Raw genomic sequence first — 19,547 nt, 5'->3', positions numbered from 1 at the left:
ATGCTGATCGAGTAGCCCGCGCAGCGGGCGTATCGAGATCCACCCACGCCAGGAGTGGAGTCTGCAGACCCGCCCTGCTGGCGACGGTGGGTCTCGATACGCCGCGTGCCGCGGCTACTCGACCAGCATGCGGGGCCGCGTGCCGCGGCTGCTCCTGCGAGAGGGGTCGGGCACCCATGCTGATCGAGTAGCCCGCGCAGCGGGCGTATCGAGATCCACCCTGGTCAGAAGGGAGGTCTGCAGACCTGCCCTGCTGGTGACGGTGGGTCTCGATACGCCGGGTGCCGCGGCTACTCGACCAGCAGCGGGAGCCGCGCGCCGCGGCCGTATCGAGTCACGCCCCGGTCAGCGCGCCGTGCGGCGCCTCCGGGCGAGGCCGAGCACGAGGGCTCCGCCGGCGAGGAGGGACAGCGCGGCGGCGGAGAGCCAGCCGGACTCGACGCCGGTGGAGGCGAGCGAGCCGGAGCCGGAGCCCGCCCGCGGCGGCACGGAACCGGCGGGGTGCGTCGGCGCGACCGTGGGCTGCGCGGTCGGCTCGGTGGTGGGCTCCGCGGTGGGCGCAACGGTCGGCTCAGCCGTCGGCACGGCAGTGGGCACGGCGGTGGGCACTGCGGTCGGCTCGGTCGTCGGCACCGGGGTCGGCGTCACCGCCGCTCCGAACACGTCGGCCGCGGAGCCGAGCGACGCGAGCACCGTCTCGCCGTTCGCGTCGTCGACGCCGTCGTTGTCGGTGACCGCGAAGACCTCGCCGGCGCCGGTGATGCCCAGGCCCTCGAGCTTCTCCTGCGTCCAGCCGTTGCCGGCCTCGAGCGCGGGCAGGACGTCGACGGCGAGCGTCTTCGCCAGCACGGGGAGCTCCTCGCCGATCGCGGCGCCCGGCCCCGTCGGCAGCGGCACGGTGTACACGGCCTTGAGCGCCGCGTCCGGTCCGTTGCGCTTGTCGCGCTCGATGACCGCGAGGGTCGCGGCGGGCGTCAGCGTGATCTCGGACAGGCCGTTCCAGTCGCCCTCGGCACCGGACGGGTTCTCCAGCGGGTAGCCGAAGAAGCTCCAGCTGCCGGCCGCGACGTCGTAGCGCCCGAGCCGGACGATCCCGTCGGCGTCGATCGACGCCTCGCGCTGCAGCGCGGTCCAGACGATCTCGCCGTCGGCGCCCGCCTCGACGGTGACACCCTCGAAGCCCTGCGAGCCGAGCGCGTCGCCCAGCTCGGCGGGGAGCGCGATGCGCTCGAGCACGGCGGCGGAGGCGTCCAGGCGCAGCAGCGCGTTCTCGGGACCGGTCGCGCCCTCGGTGACGGCCCAGAAGCCGCCGTCCTCGCGCGCGGCGATGCCCTCGAGATCGAGCGCGGCCGGCTCGCCCGCCTCCGTCACGGTGAGCGTGGAGTCGATCAGCGCCGGGACGACCGAGGTGTCGACGGAGTAGATCGTGCTCGGCGCGTACGCGCTGTCGCTCACGGCGTAGAGACGATCCGTGGCGGCCGGGTCGCCGGAGAGGCCGGAGAGCGCGCCCCACGGCAGCGGCGAGCCGTCGACGTCGGCCGACGCGATGGTCGGGAAGGCGGGGGCGGAGGCGCCGAGCGCGTAGAGCTGCACGCTCGCGCGCACCGCCGCCTCGGCGTCGTCGGTCTCGCTCGAGACGACGAGCAGATCGCGCTCGGGCAGGGCGAGCAGCCCCTCCGGACCGGGCGTGGACGGCAGCGCCTGCACGAGGCGCGGCGCGGTGGGGTCGGAGACGTCGTAGACGGCGACGAAGTTGGCGCGCTCGGCGCCGACGAAGACGTAGGGCACGCCGTCGAAGGTCGCCGAGAGCAGGCCCTCGGGCTCGGAGCCCTTCGCGTCGGAGCGCTTGTCGGGGTAGAGGCCGAGGCTGACGGCGAGGTGGTCGAAGGTGTTGCCGGCGTCCCAGACCACGGCGCCGGAGGCCGCGTCGAGGATCGACCAGCCGCGGGTGCCGCCCTTCCAGTCGCCCTCGTTCGCGATCGCGACGTGGTCGTCACCGACCCAGCCGATCGCGTCGGGCTCGCGCGGGACGTCGGTGATCGAGTCGGTCAGCGCGATGCGGTCGTCGTCGAGGGTGTCGATCCCGGAGACGGAGGCGGTGCCGGCCGAGTAGGACGCGGTGACGGTGCGGCTGGCCAGGTCGAGGATCGCGACGGCGTTGTTCTCCTGCAGGGTCACCGCGACGGCGGTGTCGGCGGGGTTGATCGAGACGTACTCGGGCTCCGGGTCGCTCGGGGTGTCCATGCCCGCGAGACCGGTGAGCGCGATGTGCTCGGCGACCCAGGCGGACGGGTCGGCGGTGAGGTCCATGACGACGAGCTCGCCGGCGGGCGCCTGCGGGAGGTCGCCCTCCTCGGCGCCCTCGGGGGTGAACTCCTCGTCGCGCTGGTTCTCGATCGCGATGACGGCGAGGTCGCCGGCGGTGGTGACGTCGATGGAGTCGGGCTGTCCGCCGAGCTCGATCGTCGCGACGGGGGCGAGGTCGCTCGCGTGCAGCACGCTGACGTGGCCGGAGGGGTCCGCGAAGTCGCCGTCGGAGGTGTCGACGACCGCGAGGACGTACTCGCCGGTCGCGTAGACCGAGGTGGGCTCGCCGCCGACGCCGACGCCGCCGAGGGGCTTCGGCGCGTCGGGGTCGCTGATGTCGAGGACGTTGATCCGCTGGCCGGCGGAGTCGGTGGAGTAGACCAGGCGGCCGTCGGGGGAGGCGCTGGAGATCTCGGCGACGGCGGAGTCGACCGCCGGGTCGGCGGCGTTGAGGTACGCGGGCACCGTGGCGACGCGCGTGAAGAAGGAGTCGCCGGCGGCGGTGGCGGGCAGCGCGGCGCCGACGGTGCAGCTCGCGAGGACGAGGGTGAGCGCGGCGCCGGCGGTGCGGCGGGGGGCGAAGTGACGGGGCACGGGTCTCCTGAGCGGTTTCGAAGGAACCCGCCCACGCTGGCCGCCCCGGATGAACGCGCCGACGCGCGCAGGTGTCCGGCGGGCGAACGCCCGGGGGCGGCGGGGTCGGAGGACTGGAGTCGGTGGACCGGCCTGCTGAGGACGGTGGGTCTCGATACGCCGCGTGCCGCGGCTACTCGACCAGCATGAAAGGGGGCATGCCGATCTTGTCCGCGCGGGGGACTGCATGCTGATCGAGTAGGCCGCGGAGCGGCCGTATCGAGATCCCCCTGCGTCAGAACAGTGGTCTGCAGACCCGCCCTGCTGGGCCGGTGGGTCTCGATACGCCGCGTGCCGCGGCTGCTCGACCAGCATGGGCAGCGCGGCCGGCCGCGTTCATGCTGATCGAGCGGGCCGCGGAGCGGCCGTCTCGAGATCCGCGCGGCAGGGGTCAGCGGGCCGCAAGGCCCGCCGCCGCCGAGCCCCAGCCGGCCAGGGCGGCGCGCACGCGCTCGTCGCGCGCGAGGCCGAGCGCCTCGGCGTAGCCCTCCTCGAGGACGTCGTCGATGCGGACGCGGGCGCCCGTCTCGGAGGAGCGCACCGCCGCCTCGACCATCGCGAGGCTCCGCACGTTCGCGTGCACCTCGCCCGAGGGCACGGCGCCGGTCCCCAGCACGCGCACGAACTCGGAGAGCGAGCCGGCGATCTCCTGCGGGCCGGGCTCGAGCGTCGCGGTCTGCACCGCCTCCGACTCGCGCGCCTGCCAGGAGGGCGCGCCGTCGCCGTCCCAGTGCGCGGTGCCGCCCGCGCCGGTGACGCGCCAGTCGCCGTTCCAGGACGTCTCGAGCCCGTCGGCGCACCAGCTGCCGGTGTAGCTGAAGCGGACGCCGCCGGCGAACTCGAAGACGGCGCTCGCCGCGGCGCCGTCGGCGTACCAGCTCCAGGCCGGGTTGTACTCCTCGCAGTAGACGGCGACCGGGTCGCGGTCGAGGACGTAGCGCGCCGCGTCGAAGGCGTGGATCGCCATGTCGACGAGCAGCACGTGCGGCATCTCCTCGCGGAAGCCGCCGAAGTGCGGCGCCTTCGCGAAGAGGACCGACGCCGTCCCGAGCTCCCCGAGCCCGGCGACCTGCTCGCGGAACGCCGCGATCGCGGGGTAGTAGCGCCGCGACTGGCTGGTCATCAGCAGCTGCCCGGCGACCTCGCTCGTCGCGGCGAGGATCAGCGACTCGGCGATCGTCGGTGCGATCGGCTTCTCCGACAGCACCGGCAGCCCGGCGAAGAGCGCCTCGCTGCTGACCGGGAGGTGCGCGCGCGGCACGGTGACGTTGACGACCGCGTCGGCGCCGGAGCGCGCGGCGATCTCGGCGACGGAGCTGCCGACCGCGATCGGGCCGACCCCCTCCTCCTCGGCGGCCCGCTCGGCGAGCGCGACGTCGAGGTCGACGAGGCCGACCAGCTCGGCGTCGGGGTGGTCGCGGATGGTGCGGATCCACGCGCGCCCCATGGCGCCCGCTCCGACCTGGACGAGACGGACGGTCATCGGATGAGCGCCCCCTGGTAGTCCTCGCCGGCGAAGAACTCGCCGGACTCGTAGCGCTGCAGCACGGGCAGGCGGCGCTCGGGGCGGTCGGAGCGCGCCCACTCGACGCCGTTCGCGATCACGCGGCGGACGTCGGCGTGGTGGTAGACGGGGAAGTCCTGGTCGCCGGGCGAGAAGAAGAAGATCCGGCCGTGGCCGCGCTTCCAGGTCATCCCGGAGCGGAAGACCTCGCCGCCGGAGAAGGTGGAGAGGAAGACCAGCTCGTCGGGCGCGGGGACGTCGAAGAACTCGCCGTACATCTCCTGCTGCGGGATCGTGAAGGGATGCGGCACGCCCTGCGCGATGGGGTGCGTCGGGTCGACGGTCCAGACGATCTCGCGGTCCTCGGCCGAGCGCCAGCGGAGCGTGCAGGTGGTGCCCATCAGCTTCCCGAAGATCTTCGACCAGTGGCCGGAGTGCAGGACGACGAGCCCCATGCCGGAGAGCACGTGACGCTGCACGCGCTCGACGATCTCGTCGGCGACGGCGTCGTGCGCCATGTGGCCCCACCAGACCAGCACGTCGGTGGCGGCGAGGACCTCCTCGGTGAGGCCGTGCTCGGGCTCGTCGAGTGTGGTGGTCGAGACGGTCGCGCGCTCGCCGAGGTTCTCGGTGATGCCGGCGGCGATCGTCGTGTGCATGCCGTCGGGGTAGATCGCGCGGACCTTCTCCTCGATCTGCTCGTGGCGGTTCTCGCCCCAGACGAGGACGCGGAGGGGAGCGGCGGGTGTGGTCACGGAAGGTCCTTCTTCGTCGGAGGTGTCGAGTGCGCCGGTGCAACGGTTAAGCGCTTTACCGGCGAGTGCTCCTAGACTGCGGGACACCGCGCCCCCGCGTCAACCGCGGCGGGGCGCGTCGAGCGGAGGGAGGCGCGATGGCGACCATGCAGGACGTCGCGCGCCGCGCCGGCGTGTCGATCGCGACCGTCTCCTTCGTCGTCAACGCGAGCAAGCCGGTCTCGCCCGAGACCGCCGCCCGGGTCCGCGAGGCGATGCGCGAGCTCGGCTACCGCCCGCACGCCCTCGCCCGTGCGCTGGCCCGCCGGCGCTCGATGATGATCGCGATCGTCTACCCGCTGGTGCCCTCGCGTCCGCTGAGCACCGCGACGACGTTCCTCGCCGGCGCCGCCGAGGCGGCCGCTGAGAGCGGCTACTCGATCGTGCTCTGGCCCACGGTCGGCGGCGCGGAGAAGCTCGCCGATCTGCGCGCCGACGGCCTGCTCGACGGCGTCGTGCTGATGCAGGTGACGTCGGACGACGAGCGGGTGGCGGTCCTGCGCGACTCCGGCACCCCGTTCGCCCTGCTCGGCCGCACCCGCGACCCCTCGGCGCTGGACTGGGTGGACATCGACTTCGAGGGCATGGTCGAGGAGGCGCTCGAGCGCCTGACCGCGCTCGGGCACCGCCGGGTCGCGCTCGTGCTCGGGCCGGAGGGCGGCGCCGACTTCGGCCCCTACGCGCGGACCCGGGAGGCGTTCGAGCGGGCGGCCGCGGCCCGCGACCTGACCGCCGCGCTCCTGCACTGCGAGGAGACGCCCGCCGGCGGCCGCGCGCTGGCCCGCTCGCTCGACCCGGAGGCGGCCACGGCGGTCCTGGTGATCAACGGCGGCGCGGCGGTCGGCTTCGCGCACGAGCTGCGCCACCGCGGCGTGCGGGTGCCCGAGGACCTCTCGATCGTCCTGCTCGCCTCCGACCCCGACGTCGCGGATCTCGCGGATCCGGCGCTCGACCTGCTCGTCGCGCCGGGCCACGCGCTCGGCCGCCGCGGGGTGGAGGCGCTGCTCGCCCGCCTCGCCGACCCGGCCGCGCCGCTGCTGCAGGAGCGCATCGGCGGGCCGTGGCGCTCGGGCGGGTCCGTCGCGGAGCCGCTGAGCTGACCCGCCGTCGCCCTCCCCTTCGACGCTGCCCCGTCGATTCATCCAGGCCTTGGAGAGCTTCGTCCGTTCCCGCTGCCGCGCGCGGTCTTCTACGGTGGACGGCACCCGAAGACGAAGGAGTCTCACCATGCGCAGACGCACCCGGATCGCTGTCGCAGCCCTCGCGACAGCCGCCCTCCTGATCGCCGCCGTCCCGCCGGCGACCGCCGTCCCAGAAGCCGAGCCCGCAGCGGTGGTCATCGACCCGGGCATCCGCTCCCCGGCCTTCGGCGGTTGGGGCACGTCGCTGGCATGGTTCGCCAACCACACGGGGTCGTGGAGGAACCGGGCGGAGCTCGCAGACCGCCTCTTCGGCACGACGAACACGGACACGGCGCCGAGTCTGATGCTCAACCTGGCGCGCTACGACATCGGCGGCGGGAACGATCCCGCGCGCGTCTCGACCATGCGGACCGGGGCCGCCGTGCCGGGGTACAAGCCGACGGAGACCGGCGGCTACGACTGGACGGCCGATGCGAATCAGCGCTGGTGGCTCTCCGCCGCTCAGGCGCGGGTGCCGGCGTCCCAGCTCGCCGTCGACGCCGTCGCCTACTCCGCGCCGTACTGGCTGACGCGGAGCGGCCGGTCCACCGGCGCCCTCTCCAAGGCGGACGACAATCTGCGGGTCGGCGGGGAGGCGGCCTACGCCGACTATCTGACCGAGGTCGTGAAGCACTTCCGCGACGACTGGGGGACGACGTTCCGGACGCTCGCTCCGCTCAACGAGGCATCGACGAAGCACTGGGGCGCCGATGTCGCGCAGGAGGGCATGAACGTCAGTGCGGGCGCCCCGCAGAAGCGGGTCCTCGACGCCGTCCACTCCGCGCTCCGCACGAAGGGGCTGCCGACGGGCCTCGCGGCCGCCGACGAGACCGGGATCGCCGACACTCGGGCCGGCATTCGAGCGCTCGTCGCCGCAGGGTTCGACATGAGCCGCCTCGCCCGCGTGAACACGCATGCTTACCAGCCGGGCGACCGGGCCGCGCTGCACCAGCAGGTCGCCGGATCCGCGAATCTGCCCCTGACCATGTCGGAGGTGACGGTGTCCGCCGGTCCGCACGACCCGCAGGCGATGGCCTCCGGACTGCTGCTCTCCGACACGATCTCCCAGGACCTCACTCTCCTGCAGGCGCAGGAGTGGGTGTACTGGCAGGCGCTCGAGTCCGGACCGATCGCCGTGAAGGAGAACGGGAACTGGGGGCTGATGCAGTACAGCGAGGACGGCTCGGAGACGTACTCGATCACCAAGAAGTTCCACGTGATGCGGCAGTACACGAACTTCATCCGGCCCGGCGCGATCGTGCTGTCGAGCAGCGATGCGAAGACCGTCAGCGCCTACGATCCGGCGACGGGATCGCTCAGCATCGTGGTCCGCAACGACGCGACGACGAGCGCGCCGTACTCCGTCGATCTGACCCGCTTCGCCAGCACGGGATCCGCCTCGGTGTACCGGACCTCGGCGACCGAGAACCGCGCCACCCTCGCGTCGGTCCCCACCGCCGACAGGGCTCTCAGCACCTCGCTCACTCCTCAGTCGGTGACCACCTTCGTCCTGCCGGTCACGGGCGGCTTGACGAACGCGATCCAGAATCCCGGTCTCGACGCGGGGGTCGCGGGTCAGAACATCCCCGGCTGGCTCACCTGGGGCGGCGACGCCGCGGGCACCCACCTCGACGCCGACTACACGCAGGCGGGGGGTCACGGCGGCGGCGGCCTCGAGGGTGTCCACTTCCGCCCCGTCCCGTACAGCGTCTACACCTGGCAGACCGCGGAGGTCTCGAACGGGACCTACACGCTGAAGGCCTGGGTCCGATCGAGCGGCGGGCAGACCGCCGCGCAGATGGTCGCCAAGCACTACGGCGGCAGGGATCTGAGCGCGGCGATCCCGGCGACCAGGACGTTCACGCAGATCAGCATCCCGGACATCCAGGTGACCGACGGCCGGGTCGAGGTGGCGTTCTACTCGGTCGCCGGCGCGAGGAAGTGGATCGCGTTCGACGACGTGACCCTCGAGCCGGCACCGAGCTGATCCGGCGGCAGTGTCGCCCCCGCGTCCCTTCCGGCGCGGACGAATCGGAGATTCATCCAGGCGGACCAGAGGAACACCAGTGTTCGATCCGCTCCCCGCGGACTATCGTGAGGACTCGTCGACTTCCACCGCCCCTGCTCAACGAGGAGTTCCCATGAAGTTCCGCACCGCCGCGATCGCCGCGGCACTGGCCGCGTCGGTCCTCGTCCTGCCGGCGTGCACGGCTCAGGAGCCGAGCCGCCCGTCCGGGACGGTCGAGCTCACCTTCTGGTCGTGGGTGCCCGGCATCGACCGGGCGGTGGCGCTCTGGAACGAGGAGCACCCCGACGTGCACGTCACCCTCGAGGAGACCCCGGCGGGGAGCAGCGGCACCTACGCCAAGATGCACGCCGCGCTGAAGGCCGGTCAGGGGGCGCCCGACCTGGCGCAGATCGAGTACCAGGAGCTGCCGGGCTTCGTCCTCGAGAACGGCCTGGTCGACCTGGGGCCGCTCGGGATGGACGACCGGAAGGACGAGTTCGTCGACTGGCAGCTCGGGCAGTCGACCTTCGACGACACCGTCTACGCCGTACCCCAGGCCTCCGGCCCGATGGGCCTCTACTACCGCGAGGACGTCCTCTCCTCGCTCGGCCTCGCGGCACCCACCACCTGGGAGGAGTACGCGGCGGCCGCCAGGACCATCCACGAGGCGGACCCGGACCGGTACATCAGCACCTTCCCCCCGCAGAACTCGGCGTGGTTCGCCGCGCTCGCCTGGCAGGCCGGCGGGCGCTGGTTCGGCCTCGACGGAGACACCTGGACGGTCGACATCGACTCCCCGGAGACGCTGAAGGTGGCGGAGTACTGGGACGGCCTTCGCGAGGAGGGCGTGATCGCGACGATCCCGGACTTCGCCAACGAGTGGTACAGCGCGCTGCAGGACGGCCGGATCGTGGCGTGGCCGTCGGCGGGGTGGGGCGAATCCATCCTCTCGGGCAACGCGCCGGGGACCGCCGGTAGCTGGCGGGTCGCCCCGCTGCCCCAGTGGGGCGGCGAGTTCGCCTCGGCGAACTGGGGCGGCTCGACGACGGCCGTGCTCGCGGGCACCGAGAACGAGCAGGCCGCGGCCGACTTCGCGATCTGGCTCAACAGCGATCCGGACAGCATCGACCTCCTGATCGAGGCCGGCTACGGCTGGCCCGCCACGAAGGGCGCCCTGGAGGGCACCGCCCTCGACCGGCCCGAGGAGTTCCTCGGCGGGCAGAACGCCAACAGAGAGGTGTTCGAGCCGTCCGACGCGGCCATCGACACCAGCTGGGGCTGGATCCCGACGACCGCCGCGACCTACACCCACCTCAACGACGGCTTCACGGCCGCTCTCGCCGGGGAGGGGTCCTTCGTCGACGCCGTCGAGGCCGCGCAGGCCGCGACCCTCGCGGACCTCGAGGCCAAGGGCCTGAAGGTCCGCGCCGGCCGATGACCTCGACCCGCACGCGGACCCGCCTCGCGGTCCTGGGACTCCTCGGCCCCTTCCTCGCCCTCTTCCTCGCCACGATCGTCGTCCCCATCTCCTACGCCGCCTTCCAGAGCGTCACCGGGATCGAGCGGTCCGGAGCGTTCGGCCGGGGCGGCACCACCCTGACCTTCATCGGGCTGGACAACTACGCGGCGTCGTTCCAGGACCCGGGGTTCCGCTCCGGGCTGGGGCGGGTCGTCCTCTTCGCCGTCGTCCAGGTGCCGGTCATGATCGTGCTCGCGGTCGCGCTCGCTCTGATGCTGGACGCGGCCTCGGCGCGAGGGGTCCGGTTCTTCCGCTCGGTCTACTTCCTGCCCTACGGGGTCCCGGGAGTGATCGCCTCGCTCCTCTGGGGCTTCCTCTACACGCCGGGGCTCAGCCCGCTCACCGATCTGGGCGACGCACTCGGGATCCCCCTCGACTTCCTCAGCCCGGACACGGTCCTGTGGTCGATCGCCAACATCGTCGTCTGGCAGTACGCCGGCTACAACATGCTCGTCATCGTCGCCCAGCTCAAGGCGATCGACCAGGACCTCTTCGAGGCGGCGGCGATCGACGGGGCGACGCCGTGGCAGGTGGTCACCCGCATCAAGCTCCCGCTCATCGCACCCGCCATCGTCCTGACCACGGTCTTCACGATCATCGGCACCCTGCAGCTCTTCGCCGAGCCGCTGGTGCTCAAGCCGCTCTCGGGAGCGATCACCTCGAGCTTCACGCCGAACATGGCCGCCTACAACGAGGCGTTCGCGAACAACGAGTACGGTCTCGCCGCCGCCCAGTCCGTTCTCCTCGCCCTCCTGGCCTGCGTCTTCTCGTTCGGCTTCCTCCGGCTCGTCGGACGGAGTCGGCGCGCATGACCGCGGCACTCGTGAAGAAGGGGACGCCGGCCCCCCGCCGACGCGCCGGTCTCGCCCGGATCCTGCTGCCGGCGGCCCTCGCCGTCGCCGCCGTCTACTTCCTCTTTCCCGTCTACTGGCTGACCATCGCGGCCACGAAGTCGACCGGGAGCCTCTTCGGCTCGTCCGGCTTCGTGCTCAGCGATCCGCAGCTGCTGCAGAACCTCCTCGACGTCGTCCGCTTCAAGGGCGGTGTCTTCCTCGGCTGGGGCCTGAACAGCCTGCTCTACTCGGGAGTGGGCGCGCTCGCCGCGACGCTCCTGTCGATGTCGGCGGGCTACGCGCTCGCCAAGTTCGCGTTCCGGGGGCGCGAGGTGTGGTTCAACCTGGTGCTCGCAGGGGTGATGATCCCCGGCACCGCGCTGGCGCTGCCCCTGTTCCTGCTGATGAGCCGGCTCGGACTGGTGAACACCGTCTGGGCCGTCCTGATCCCGTCCATGATCAGCCCGTTCGGCGTCTACCTTGGCCGGATCTACGCGACGGCCGCCGTCCCGGACAGCCTGCTCGAGGCCGCGCGACTCGACGGCGCGGGGGAGGGGCGGATCTTCCTCACCCTCGTCCTGCGGCTGATGGCGCCGGCGGCGGTGACGGTCTTCCTCTTCCAGTTCATCGGCGTCTGGAACAACTACTTCCTGCCCCTCGTGATGCTCTCCAATCAGGAGCTCTACCCGATCACCCTCGGTCTCGTGAGCTGGCAGAGCGTCGCGGACCGCCATCCCGAGCTGTACCAGCTCGCTGTCGGCGGATCGTTCCTCTCCGTCATCCCGATCATGATCGCGATCGTCAGCCTGCAGCGCTTCTGGCGTGCCGGCCTCACCGAGGGCAGCGTCAAGGGATGACCGTCCCCGCAGCCCCCTCTCCCTCCCCCCGACCCCGTCATTCCGAGGAGACGCCCGCATGACCCGCACCCCCGTCCGCCCGCCCGCCCACCTGCCGCCGCGGCTGACCCTCTCGCTCTGGGACTTCTCCTGGTACACGCGGACGATGCCGGGCGAGCCCTTCCACGACCTCGGGCGCGCGTTCGACGAGGCGGTGGAGCGCGGCTGCAACACGGTCCGGATCTGCGCGGCTCCGCTCCTGCTGTTCGGCGACCACTCGATCGACACCTCGCAGCTGCGCTTCTCGAACATGGGCGGCGACGTCGGCAGGGGCACGCGCTGGTACGACGCCGTCGGCGGTGCCGTGCTCGACCTGCGGGCGCGCCTGGTCGAGCTGTTCCGCCAGGCGGCCGCGCACGACGTGCTCGTCATCGTCTCCTCCTGGGAGTACCAGCAGAGCCCCGCGTTCCTCAGCGACTCGTCCTGGCACGACATGCTGACGGCGATCCCGCCGACCGAGCGGCACGAGGCTCTCGCCCGCGCCGAATCGCGGCTGATCGCCTTCCTCGAGGCCGAGGGGCTGGCCGACCGCATCGCCTACGTCGAGGTGCACAACGAGGTCGACCTGTCCCGGCTCGGCGAGGTGCCGGCGGAGGGGCTCGACACCTTCTGGGCGCAGAAGCCGTACCTGACCGCCGCGCTGGAGATCCTGCAGGCGGAGCATCCGGACGTCCTGTCGACCGTCTGCTACGGGATCCCGCCGTACCTCGACCTCGACTCCGTGCCGGAGAACGCGCAGGTCGCGCACGTGCACTTCTACGTCTACGGGGTACTCGCAGCACTGGAGGAGTGGGCGGGGGTGCGGGCCGAGCCGCCGGTGTTCCCGAGCGCCGAGCTGAGATCGCTGCTGCGCGAGGGGGCGCCCGAGTTCGACGCCCTGGCGCACACCGTCGAACCGTGGCGGCTCGCGGCGACCGGCATCAGCCCGAGCATGTTCTACGCCTACGACCGGGTCGATCCGGTCGCCTGGGACGCCTGGCTCTACTCGCACTACGGCCGCTACGAGGTCGCGATGCGCGAGGCGATCGACGTCCGGCTGCGCGCGGTGGCGATCTGGGCGCTCCGCCGCGGAATCCCCGCCGTGGTCGGCGAGGGCTGGATCGGCTACACGCCGCTGGAGGCGGAGTTCGAGGACGGGCCGGCCGGCCAGGTCCTCGCCGGCTACGCCGTCCAGCGCTGCATCGACCTCGGCTACTGGGGCACGCTCGTCGGCTCCAACTCCGCACCGCAGCACCCGGGCTGGTCGAACGTCGAGCTGCAGCGGCGGCTGAACGGCCTCGTCCTGGCGTCCGGGGAGACCGGGGAGACCGGGCCCGCGACGCTGTCCTCCGCTCCGCTCGGTTCCGCGCCGCTCGGGTCCGCTCCGCTCGGTTCCGCTCCGCTCAGTTCCGCGTCCGGTACGCGTGCGGAGTCAGGCCGTGGATCCGCTTGAACTGCCGGGCGAAGTAGAAGGAGTCCTCGTAGCCGGCGGCGGCGGCCACCTCGGCGATCGGCCGCTCCGTCATGTCGAGCAGCTCGCGGGCCCGCGCCATCCGCAGCTCGGTCCGGTACTGCAGCACCGGCATCCCGAAGCGGCGCCGGAAGAGGGCCGCGAAGTGCGACGGGCTCAGGCACGCCATCGAGGCGAGCTCCGCCACCTCGATCCGCTCGGCGGGGTGGTCGTGGAGGAACTGCGCGGCGCGGTCGAGGGCGGTGCTGCGCGCGTCGCCGGGCGGGCGGTCCGAGGCGAGGATCGCCAGCAGGTGCCAGGCGGCGCCCGATGCGGCGAGCAGGCTGTTCGTCGTCGAGTCGCAGCCCAGGTGCGTGATCGCCGCCGAGATCAGCGCGACCGCGGCGTAGACGTCGGACAGGGTGCGCACCGGCGCGTCGACCGTCGCGCGCGCGGTCTGCAGGAACTCGGGCAGATCGCTGCCGGCGAGGTGCAGCCACCACAGCGTCCACGGGTCGGCGGCGTCGGCCCCGTAGGCGTGCGGCTCCCCGGGCGGCAGCAGGAGGATCTGACCCGCGGTCACGGCGAAGGTCCCCGCCGCCGTCGTGCACCACCCGGAGCCCCGGGTGCAGACCAGGACGACGGCGTCCGCGATCGGGCGGGTCCGCACCCGTCCGTGCCCGCGCGCCTCGGGGAAGTGGCCGCAGTCGGTGACCAGCAGGTGCGACGTCCCCGGCTGCGTCAGCGCCTCACGGACGCGGGGACGCGGCAGGACGTGCATCGTCTCGCCCGGGAAGCCCGCTCCGACGATCGTCGGCGTCCGTGCGCACCGCATCAGCGTTCCGTCCAGAAGTTCCACGGTTTCCGTCCTCCGTCTCGGCACCGGATCTGATCTTGACTGGGCGGCGTGCTCGATGACAACGCTGCCATTCCCGCCGACAGTACCAGAGGAACGTCCAGGGGAAGCACTGCGCCGCCGCCCCCTCCGCCCGCCCCGGAGGACGTCGCGTCCACCGACGAGCTGTTCCTCCTCGGTCTGCACCTCGAGGAGCGCCCGCGCTCCGGCTGCGCGCCCGAGCACTACTGGGAGGAGGCGGTCTGGCGGGACCCCGGCGACACCCGCTGCCGCGTCGCGCTGGCGCGGTCGCTCGCCGTCGCGGCCCGATTCGACGAGGCGGAGGGCCACCTCCGCTCCGCGATCGAGCGGCTCACCTCCCGGGGTGTGGTGCCGGCCGACGGCGAGGCGCACCACCGGCTGGGCGAGCTCCTCGCCCGGCAGGGGCGGCCGGCGGAGGCGCTCGAGGCTCTGAGCACGGCGCGGAGGACGACGGCCTGGCGCGTCCCGTCCGGTGTCGCGCTCGGGCGGCTCCTCCTGGCGACGGACCGCCTCGAGGAGGCCGAGGCGGTGCTGCGCGAGGTGCGCGCGATCGACGGGCAGCACGCGCGGGCGACGGTCCTGCTCGCCGTCGTGCTCCGGCGCGGCCGGCGGGCGCAGCAGTCGAGGGCGCTGTTCGAGAGCGTGCTCGCGCGCGATCCGCTCGACCACTGGGCGCGCGACCTCGCCGGGCGCCCGCTCGACGCCGACGCCGACGCGCTGCTCGACGTCGCGCTGGAGTACCGCGACGCAGGACTGCCGGACGACGCCCTGCGGCTGCTCGCCCTCGCCCTCGCGGCCGATGCCGCGCGGCGCACCCCCTCCGAGCGGACCGGGGTGGTGCCGCTGGTGCACTACCACGCCGCACTGCTGCACGAGCGGGAGGGTCGCCCCGACCAGGCGCGGGCCGCTCGGTGGACCGCGCAGCAGGCGCCGCTCGAGGGCTGCCGCCCGGTCCGCCTCGAGGACGTCGAGGCGCTGGAGGCGGCCGACGCCGAGGACACGACCGCCCGCTTCCTCCTCGGCGGCTGGTACGCCGCGGTGGGCCGCATCGAGGACGCCTTCGCGGCCTCGTGGTCCGCCGCCGCCCACGACCCGAGGGCGTGGGTGCGGGTGGCCGCGCTGCGCGCACTGGGGGCGGCCTCCTGCACCGCGTACGGCGATGCCGAGGCGGGGCTCGCCTATCTCGAGCGCGCGCGGCACCTCGCCCCCGGCGACGCGGGGCTCCTCGTCGAGTACGACCGGCTCCGGGTGCTCCTCGGGCACGAGGGGCGGCTCGCCCTCCTCGAGGAGAACGAGGCCCTCGTCCTCGAGCGCGACGATCTGACCCTCGAGTACGCGGCGCTGCTGGTCGCCGACGGCCGCGCGGGTCGCGCTCAGGGCCTGCTGCTGGGCCGGGTGCTCGGGCAGGGGGAGGGCGCGGGGAGCTTGGTCCCCGAGGGGCGCGTGCTCGAGGTCTGGGATGCGACGATGATCGCGCTCGCCGATGCGTCGTCGCCCGCCGACGCGCTCACCTTCCTCTGCGCCGCCCTCGCGCCGCCCGCCTGCCTCGGCGAGGAGCGCCCGCCGTCGGCCGTCCCCGCCGGACTCCTGCTCCGCCGCGGCGCCGCGCGTGCGCGCCTCGGCGACGACGCGGGCGCCACCGACGACTGGGAGGCGGCCGCCGGGCTGACCGGCGACGCCGTGACGGCGCCGCACTGCGACGAGCAGACGGTCTCCGCGATCCGCGCGCTCCTGGCGCTCGGGCGCCGCGCCGAGGCCGACCGCCTGACGACGGCCTTCTCCGAGTGGATCGACGAGGAGGCCGCGATCCCGGCCACGGCCGACTGGACCCGCCCCGGCCTGCTGTTCCCGCCGGAGCCGCAGCAGCAGAAGGACGCGCTGCTGGCGCGCTGCCGCGAGCAGCTCGCCGCGCTGGCACAGGAGCGGAGGAGCGAGTGAGCGGGCGATCACAGCGGCGATAACATTATCGCCGATAGTCGAGTTGATAACATTATCAACATGCGCAGCTCCCTCGACAACCCGTTCAGTCCCGGCTCCGACGCGGTGCCCGAGATCTGGGCGGGGCGGACGACGCAGCTGAGCGATTGGCGTGACGTGCTCCGTCCCCGCCTCGCGCGAGGCCTCCCCGATCGCGGCCGCACGATCCTCGGCGAGCCCGGACTCGGCAAGTCCGCCCTGGTGCGGCGGATCGCCCGCGACGCCGCAGCGGACGGCGACTGGGTGACTCCGCAGCTGCGCGTCCCGTCGGGTGCCGATCCGCTGAAGCTCGTGGCCGCCGCCCTGCTCGCTCTCGCCGAGGCCGCCGGTCTGCCGACGGCCCGGGAGAAGCGGATCGCGGCCCTCCTCGAGCGCGTGCAGGCGGTCGCTGCATCCGGGCTGTCGCTCACCCTCCGCGGACAGGACGGCCCGGAGGCGCACACCGCGCTGACCGAGCTGCTCGTCGAGGTGGGCCGGGCCGCGATCGCGCAGGACGTCGTCGTGCTCGTGCACCTCGACGAGGTGCAGAACATCGCCGACGAGAGCGGCCTCTCGCAGCTGCTGATCGCGCTCGGCGATGCCATCACCCACGAGGAGACGGTCGCGCTGCCGGGCGGCGTACAGGTGACCCGCTTCCTGCCCATCGCGGTCTACCTCACCGGCTTGCCTGACTTCGAGGACCGCGCCGGCGGCCAGAAGGGCGCCACCTTCGCTCGCCGCTTCAAGACGACCGTGCTGACCGCCATCGACGACGACGACATCGTCGCGGCGCTGCAGGACTTCGTGCTGCCCGGCTGGGAGGTCGCGGACGGCGCGGGTGGGACGGGCCGCATCCGGATGGAGGCCGACGCCGTCGCGGCGATCGTCGACCTCTGCCGCGGTGAGCCGTTCCTGTTCCAGCTGGCCGGGGAGAGCGCTTGGTACGCGGGGACCGACGCCACGATCACGCGCCGGCAGGTGCTTGCGGGCTGGCGAGGCGTGCAGCGGGAGGCGGCCGCGCACGTCGAGCGGATCCTCGGCCGGCTGCCCGCGCGAGAGCGCGCCTTCCTCGAGGCGATGGCGGCACTGCCCGCTCGCGACCGCTCGCTCACCCGGATCGCCCGCGCTCTCGGTCTGTCGAAGCCGTCGGAGGTGGGGACGACGGCGCAGCGGCTCGACACCGTCCGCGGGATCATCGACCGCGGAAAGCTCTACGGGTTCCGCCATCGGGCGATCGAGGCGTCGCTGACGAGCGAGTGGCCGCGGATGGACTGAGGCGCGCGGCGGTCCCGCGTCAGCCCGCGTGCGGGAGCAGCACCTCCACCAGGCCGTCGGTGACGCGCGTCTCGAAGCGCGGCTGCGGCGAGGTGGCCGGGCCGCGCACGACCTCGCCGGTCTCGAGCGAGAAGGCGCTCGCGTGCCAGGGGCAGCTGATGCAGGCGTCGGAGCCGGTGCCGCGGAGCTCGCCCTCGTCGAGGGGTCCGGAGAGGTGGCTGCAGACGTTCGAGAGCACGTCGACGCGGTCGCCGCGGCGGACGGCGAGCAGCGGGGTCTCGGCGACGGTCCTCTTCACGGGGGAGTTCTGCGGCAGCTCGGCGAGCGGGCCGAGGGGCTGCCAGCCGGTCGGGAAGCGGTGCGGCACGTCCTCGGTGTGGTTCGCGCCGGCCGCCTGGCGGTAGCTGAGGTGGCCGCCGAGGTAGCCGCCGCCGGAGACGACGGCGAGGCCGAGCGCGCTGAGCACCTTCCCGCTGGTGCGCCGCCCGCGCACGCGCTGGACGAAGGACGCGGTGTAGAGGACGGTCCCGGCGACGTTGGCCGCCGCGTGGACGAGCCCTACGCGCTTCTGCTGCTCGTGCAGCTCGGACCAGTCGGTGTAGCCGGCGGCGGCGGTGGGCAGCACGCTGACGACGCCCAGGGCGACCAGGGTGCGAGCGGCGCGCTCGTTGCCGGGCAGCAGATCCAGGACTGCCGCCGACACCCACGCGCCCGTCGGCACGAGCACGAGCAGCGGATGCACCGGGTGCCCGATCGGGACGCCGTGCAGCGCGTCCCGCACGGGCTGCGGCCGGATGACCGCGTCGACCACCTTCTTGACCCGGTCGACGAGCGGATCGAGGGCGGCCACGTTCTCGAGACGGCTGACGAGACGGACGAGCTTCACTTCGCGCATGCCCCAGGGCACCCCGTGCTCGGGTGGCGCGGCAAGGGGGTTGCGATCCGTGCGGGGCCGTTCCGCCCACGTCGGAGGACCGCGTCTCCGGACCGGCACTGCCGAGGAGGGTGGGTCTCGATACGCCCCTTCGGGGCTGCTCGACCAGCATGTTCAGGCAGCGGCCGCCTAGTGATCGAGCAGCGAGCGCAGCACCCCGCCATGCTGATCGGGCAGCGCGAGCAACGCGCCACCATGCTGATCGAGTAGTGCGCGCGGCGCACTTTCATGCTGATCGAGCAGCGCGGGCAGCGCGCCCTTTCATGCTGATCGAGTAGCGCGCGGAGCGCGCGTATCGAGATCCGCCCCCGTCGAGACGCCGGCCTGCGGGCCCGCCGGCGTCAGTCGCCTGCCGTGGAGAAGGCCTCGATCGCGCGGGTCGGGGCGTCGCGGCCGAGCTCAGGCGAGGGGTGCGGAGGAGCGTCGCCACGCGTCCACCGCGTGCGCCGCGGCGCCGAGCAGCGGGGCGTCGTCGCCGAGCAGGGCGGGGCGGACGTCGCGGCCGGGGAACGCCGCGCCGAGCAGGGGGCCGAGCAGATCCCAGGAGCGGGCGATCGAGCCGCCGACGACGATCGCCTCCGGGTCGAACGACGCGATCCAGGGCGCGAGCGCCCGGCCGAGCGCGTCGGTGCTCCGGGCGAGGGTCAGCGCCGCGGCCTCGTCACCGCTGCGCACCTGCTCGGCGATCTCACGGACGTCCAGCAGGCGACCGGTGCGTCGCTCGTACTCGCGGCGGAGCGCCCTGCGCGAGACGGAGTCCTCGAGCGGTGCGCCGTCGATCAGCAGGACGTGGGCGTCGCCGCCGGGCGGGACGCGGGGGTCGTCGTCGAGCGCGCGGCCGTCCTCGAGGTAGGCCGAGCCGACTCCGGTGCCGAGGGTGAGGCAGAGCACCCGCCGCAGTCCCGCCCCGGCTCCGGCGAGTGCCTCGCCGAGTCCGCAGGCGTCGGCGTCGTTGCAGAAGTCGATCCGCTCGCGGGAGATTCCGAGGCGGCCGGCGAGCTCGGCGCCGAGATCGACGCCGTGCAGGGGCTCGAACTTGCCGACGCCGGTGTAGAGCGCGATCCCGGTGGCGTAGTCGAACGGGCCGGGCACGGCGACCGCGACGAGCGCTTCCGCCGGGACGGTCCCGATGGCGCGGGCGAGCGCGCCGAGGACGTCCTCGGCGCTCGGCTCCGCCCCGAGGGGCAGGCGCCGGACGCCGGCGACCGCTGCGGCCGCTCCACCGCCCTGCACCAGACCGGCGGAGACGTGCGTGCCGCCGAGGTCCACGGCGACGATCGCTGTCCTCATCAGGTCCTCCTCGTGGCACCGGGATCCGATCGACCGCGCTGCGCACGAGATTGTCGCACACGATTGGGATCGTTACCAGACTTGTCCTCCTCTGAAAATCGGAGCAGTCTT

Annotated in this window: 14 protein-coding genes; 8 read left to right on the top strand and 6 right to left on the bottom strand. The window is 73.3% G+C overall.

The genetic code is table 11. From position 1 onward, the window contains the following. Positions 1 to 345 precede the first annotated feature (345 nt). From EDF17_RS10000 to EDF17_RS09990, 3 genes are all read right to left on the bottom strand, one after another. Complete coding sequence (locus tag EDF17_RS10000; protein WP_221181812.1) at positions 346 to 2,901, bottom strand: esterase-like activity of phytase family protein; 2,556 nt, start codon at positions 2,899 to 2,901, stop codon at positions 346 to 348. Between the two features lie 430 nt (positions 2,902 to 3,331). After that, positions 3,332 to 4,423 carry a Gfo/Idh/MocA family oxidoreductase gene (locus tag EDF17_RS09995; protein WP_123446960.1) on the bottom strand — a complete coding sequence of 364 codons (1,092 nt, stop codon included), beginning with the start codon at positions 4,421 to 4,423 and terminating at the stop codon, positions 3,332 to 3,334. Further along, on the bottom strand, positions 4,420 to 5,199 hold the full coding sequence (locus EDF17_RS09990) for a ThuA domain-containing protein (RefSeq protein WP_123446959.1): 780 nt from the start codon (positions 5,197 to 5,199) through the stop codon (positions 4,420 to 4,422). The genes EDF17_RS09995 and EDF17_RS09990 overlap by 4 nt, the downstream gene beginning before the upstream one ends. Positions 5,200 to 5,336: 137 nt before the next feature. Between EDF17_RS09990 and EDF17_RS09985 the strand changes: the two genes are divergently transcribed. The 6 genes from EDF17_RS09985 to EDF17_RS09960 all read left to right on the top strand — a co-directional run bounded on the left by EDF17_RS09985 (position 5,337) and on the right by EDF17_RS09960 (position 13,107). Further along, positions 5,337 to 6,338, top strand: a complete 1,002-nt coding sequence (locus EDF17_RS09985; protein WP_123446958.1) for a LacI family DNA-binding transcriptional regulator — start codon at positions 5,337 to 5,339, stop codon at positions 6,336 to 6,338. A 127-nt stretch (positions 6,339 to 6,465) separates the two neighbouring features. Then, positions 6,466 to 8,406 carry a glycoside hydrolase gene (locus EDF17_RS09980; RefSeq protein WP_123446957.1) on the top strand — a complete coding sequence of 647 codons (1,941 nt, stop codon included), beginning with the start codon at positions 6,466 to 6,468 and terminating at the stop codon, positions 8,404 to 8,406. A 154-nt stretch (positions 8,407 to 8,560) separates the two neighbouring features. Beyond that, positions 8,561 to 9,865, top strand: coding sequence for an extracellular solute-binding protein (locus EDF17_RS09975; RefSeq protein ID WP_123446956.1), 1,305 nt, complete (start codon positions 8,561 to 8,563; stop codon positions 9,863 to 9,865). Further along, the gene (locus tag EDF17_RS09970; RefSeq protein WP_123446955.1) at positions 9,862 to 10,758 is read left to right on the top strand and encodes a sugar ABC transporter permease; all 897 of its coding nucleotides are present in this window, start codon (positions 9,862 to 9,864) and stop codon (positions 10,756 to 10,758) included. The genes EDF17_RS09975 and EDF17_RS09970 overlap by 4 nt, the downstream gene beginning before the upstream one ends. Further along, positions 10,755 to 11,636 carry a carbohydrate ABC transporter permease gene (locus EDF17_RS09965; protein WP_123446954.1) on the top strand — a complete coding sequence of 294 codons (882 nt, stop codon included), beginning with the start codon at positions 10,755 to 10,757 and terminating at the stop codon, positions 11,634 to 11,636. The genes EDF17_RS09970 and EDF17_RS09965 overlap by 4 nt, the downstream gene beginning before the upstream one ends. 58 nt (positions 11,637 to 11,694) lie before the next feature. Continuing rightward, positions 11,695 to 13,107 (top strand): cellulase-like family protein, encoded by a 1,413-nt coding sequence (locus EDF17_RS09960; protein ID WP_123446953.1) that lies wholly within the window; start codon positions 11,695 to 11,697, stop codon positions 13,105 to 13,107. Here EDF17_RS09960 and EDF17_RS09955 read toward each other — a convergent pair. Further along, complete coding sequence (locus EDF17_RS09955) at positions 13,058 to 13,963, bottom strand: helix-turn-helix domain-containing protein (protein WP_133671982.1); 906 nt, start codon at positions 13,961 to 13,963, stop codon at positions 13,058 to 13,060. The genes EDF17_RS09960 and EDF17_RS09955 overlap by 50 nt on opposite strands. Before the next feature lie 48 nt (positions 13,964 to 14,011). Between EDF17_RS09955 and EDF17_RS09950 the strand changes: the two genes are divergently transcribed. Both EDF17_RS09950 and EDF17_RS09945 read left to right on the top strand, forming a co-directional pair. Continuing rightward, entirely contained in the window at positions 14,012 to 15,919 is a 1,908-nt protein-coding gene (locus tag EDF17_RS09950; protein ID WP_123446951.1) for a tetratricopeptide repeat protein, read from the top strand. A gap of 60 nt (positions 15,920 to 15,979) precedes the next feature. After that, a complete protein-coding gene (locus EDF17_RS09945) occupies positions 15,980 to 17,212 on the top strand; it encodes an AAA family ATPase (protein WP_123446950.1) in 1,233 nt (410 codons plus the stop codon). A gap of 19 nt (positions 17,213 to 17,231) precedes the next feature. Here the strand turns inward: EDF17_RS09945 and EDF17_RS09940 are convergent, their stop codons facing one another. Both EDF17_RS09940 and EDF17_RS09935 read right to left on the bottom strand, forming a co-directional pair. Next, positions 17,232 to 18,107, bottom strand: a complete 876-nt coding sequence (locus EDF17_RS09940; RefSeq protein WP_123446949.1) for a Rieske 2Fe-2S domain-containing protein — start codon at positions 18,105 to 18,107, stop codon at positions 17,232 to 17,234. Between the two features lie 438 nt (positions 18,108 to 18,545). Continuing rightward, positions 18,546 to 19,436 carry an ROK family protein gene (locus EDF17_RS09935; protein WP_123446948.1) on the bottom strand — a complete coding sequence of 297 codons (891 nt, stop codon included), beginning with the start codon at positions 19,434 to 19,436 and terminating at the stop codon, positions 18,546 to 18,548. Positions 19,437 to 19,547: the final 111 nt, after the last annotated feature.

The organism is Rathayibacter sp. PhB1 (genome assembly GCF_004362935.1).
Classification (GTDB): domain Bacteria; phylum Actinomycetota; class Actinomycetes; order Actinomycetales; family Microbacteriaceae; genus Rathayibacter; species Rathayibacter festucae.
Note: the sequence above shows the minus strand (reverse complement) of the source record. Positions and strands in the feature narration are given on the sequence as shown.

What these genes read in the sequence shown, in the direction of transcription:
- EDF17_RS09970 (WP_123446955.1), top strand. Translation starts at nt 9,862, where the DNA reads ATGACCTCGACCCGCACGCGGACCCGCCTCGCGGTCCTGGGACTCCTC.
- EDF17_RS09980 (WP_123446957.1), top strand. Translation starts at nt 6,466, where the DNA reads ATGCGCAGACGCACCCGGATCGCTGTCGCAGCCCTCGCGACAGCCGCC.
- EDF17_RS09985 (WP_123446958.1), top strand. Translation starts at nt 5,337, where the DNA reads ATGGCGACCATGCAGGACGTCGCGCGCCGCGCCGGCGTGTCGATCGCG.
- EDF17_RS09960 (WP_123446953.1), top strand. Translation starts at nt 11,695, where the DNA reads ATGACCCGCACCCCCGTCCGCCCGCCCGCCCACCTGCCGCCGCGGCTG.
- EDF17_RS09940 (WP_123446949.1), bottom strand. Translation starts at nt 18,107, where the DNA reads ATGCGCGAAGTGAAGCTCGTCCGTCTCGTCAGCCGTCTCGAGAACGTG.
- EDF17_RS09935 (WP_123446948.1), bottom strand. Translation starts at nt 19,436, where the DNA reads ATGAGGACAGCGATCGTCGCCGTGGACCTCGGCGGCACGCACGTCTCC.
- EDF17_RS09965 (WP_123446954.1), top strand. Translation starts at nt 10,755, where the DNA reads ATGACCGCGGCACTCGTGAAGAAGGGGACGCCGGCCCCCCGCCGACGC.
- EDF17_RS09995 (WP_123446960.1), bottom strand. Translation starts at nt 4,423, where the DNA reads ATGACCGTCCGTCTCGTCCAGGTCGGAGCGGGCGCCATGGGGCGCGCG.
- EDF17_RS09945 (WP_123446950.1), top strand. Translation starts at nt 15,980, where the DNA reads ATGCGCAGCTCCCTCGACAACCCGTTCAGTCCCGGCTCCGACGCGGTG.
- EDF17_RS09975 (WP_123446956.1), top strand. Translation starts at nt 8,561, where the DNA reads ATGAAGTTCCGCACCGCCGCGATCGCCGCGGCACTGGCCGCGTCGGTC.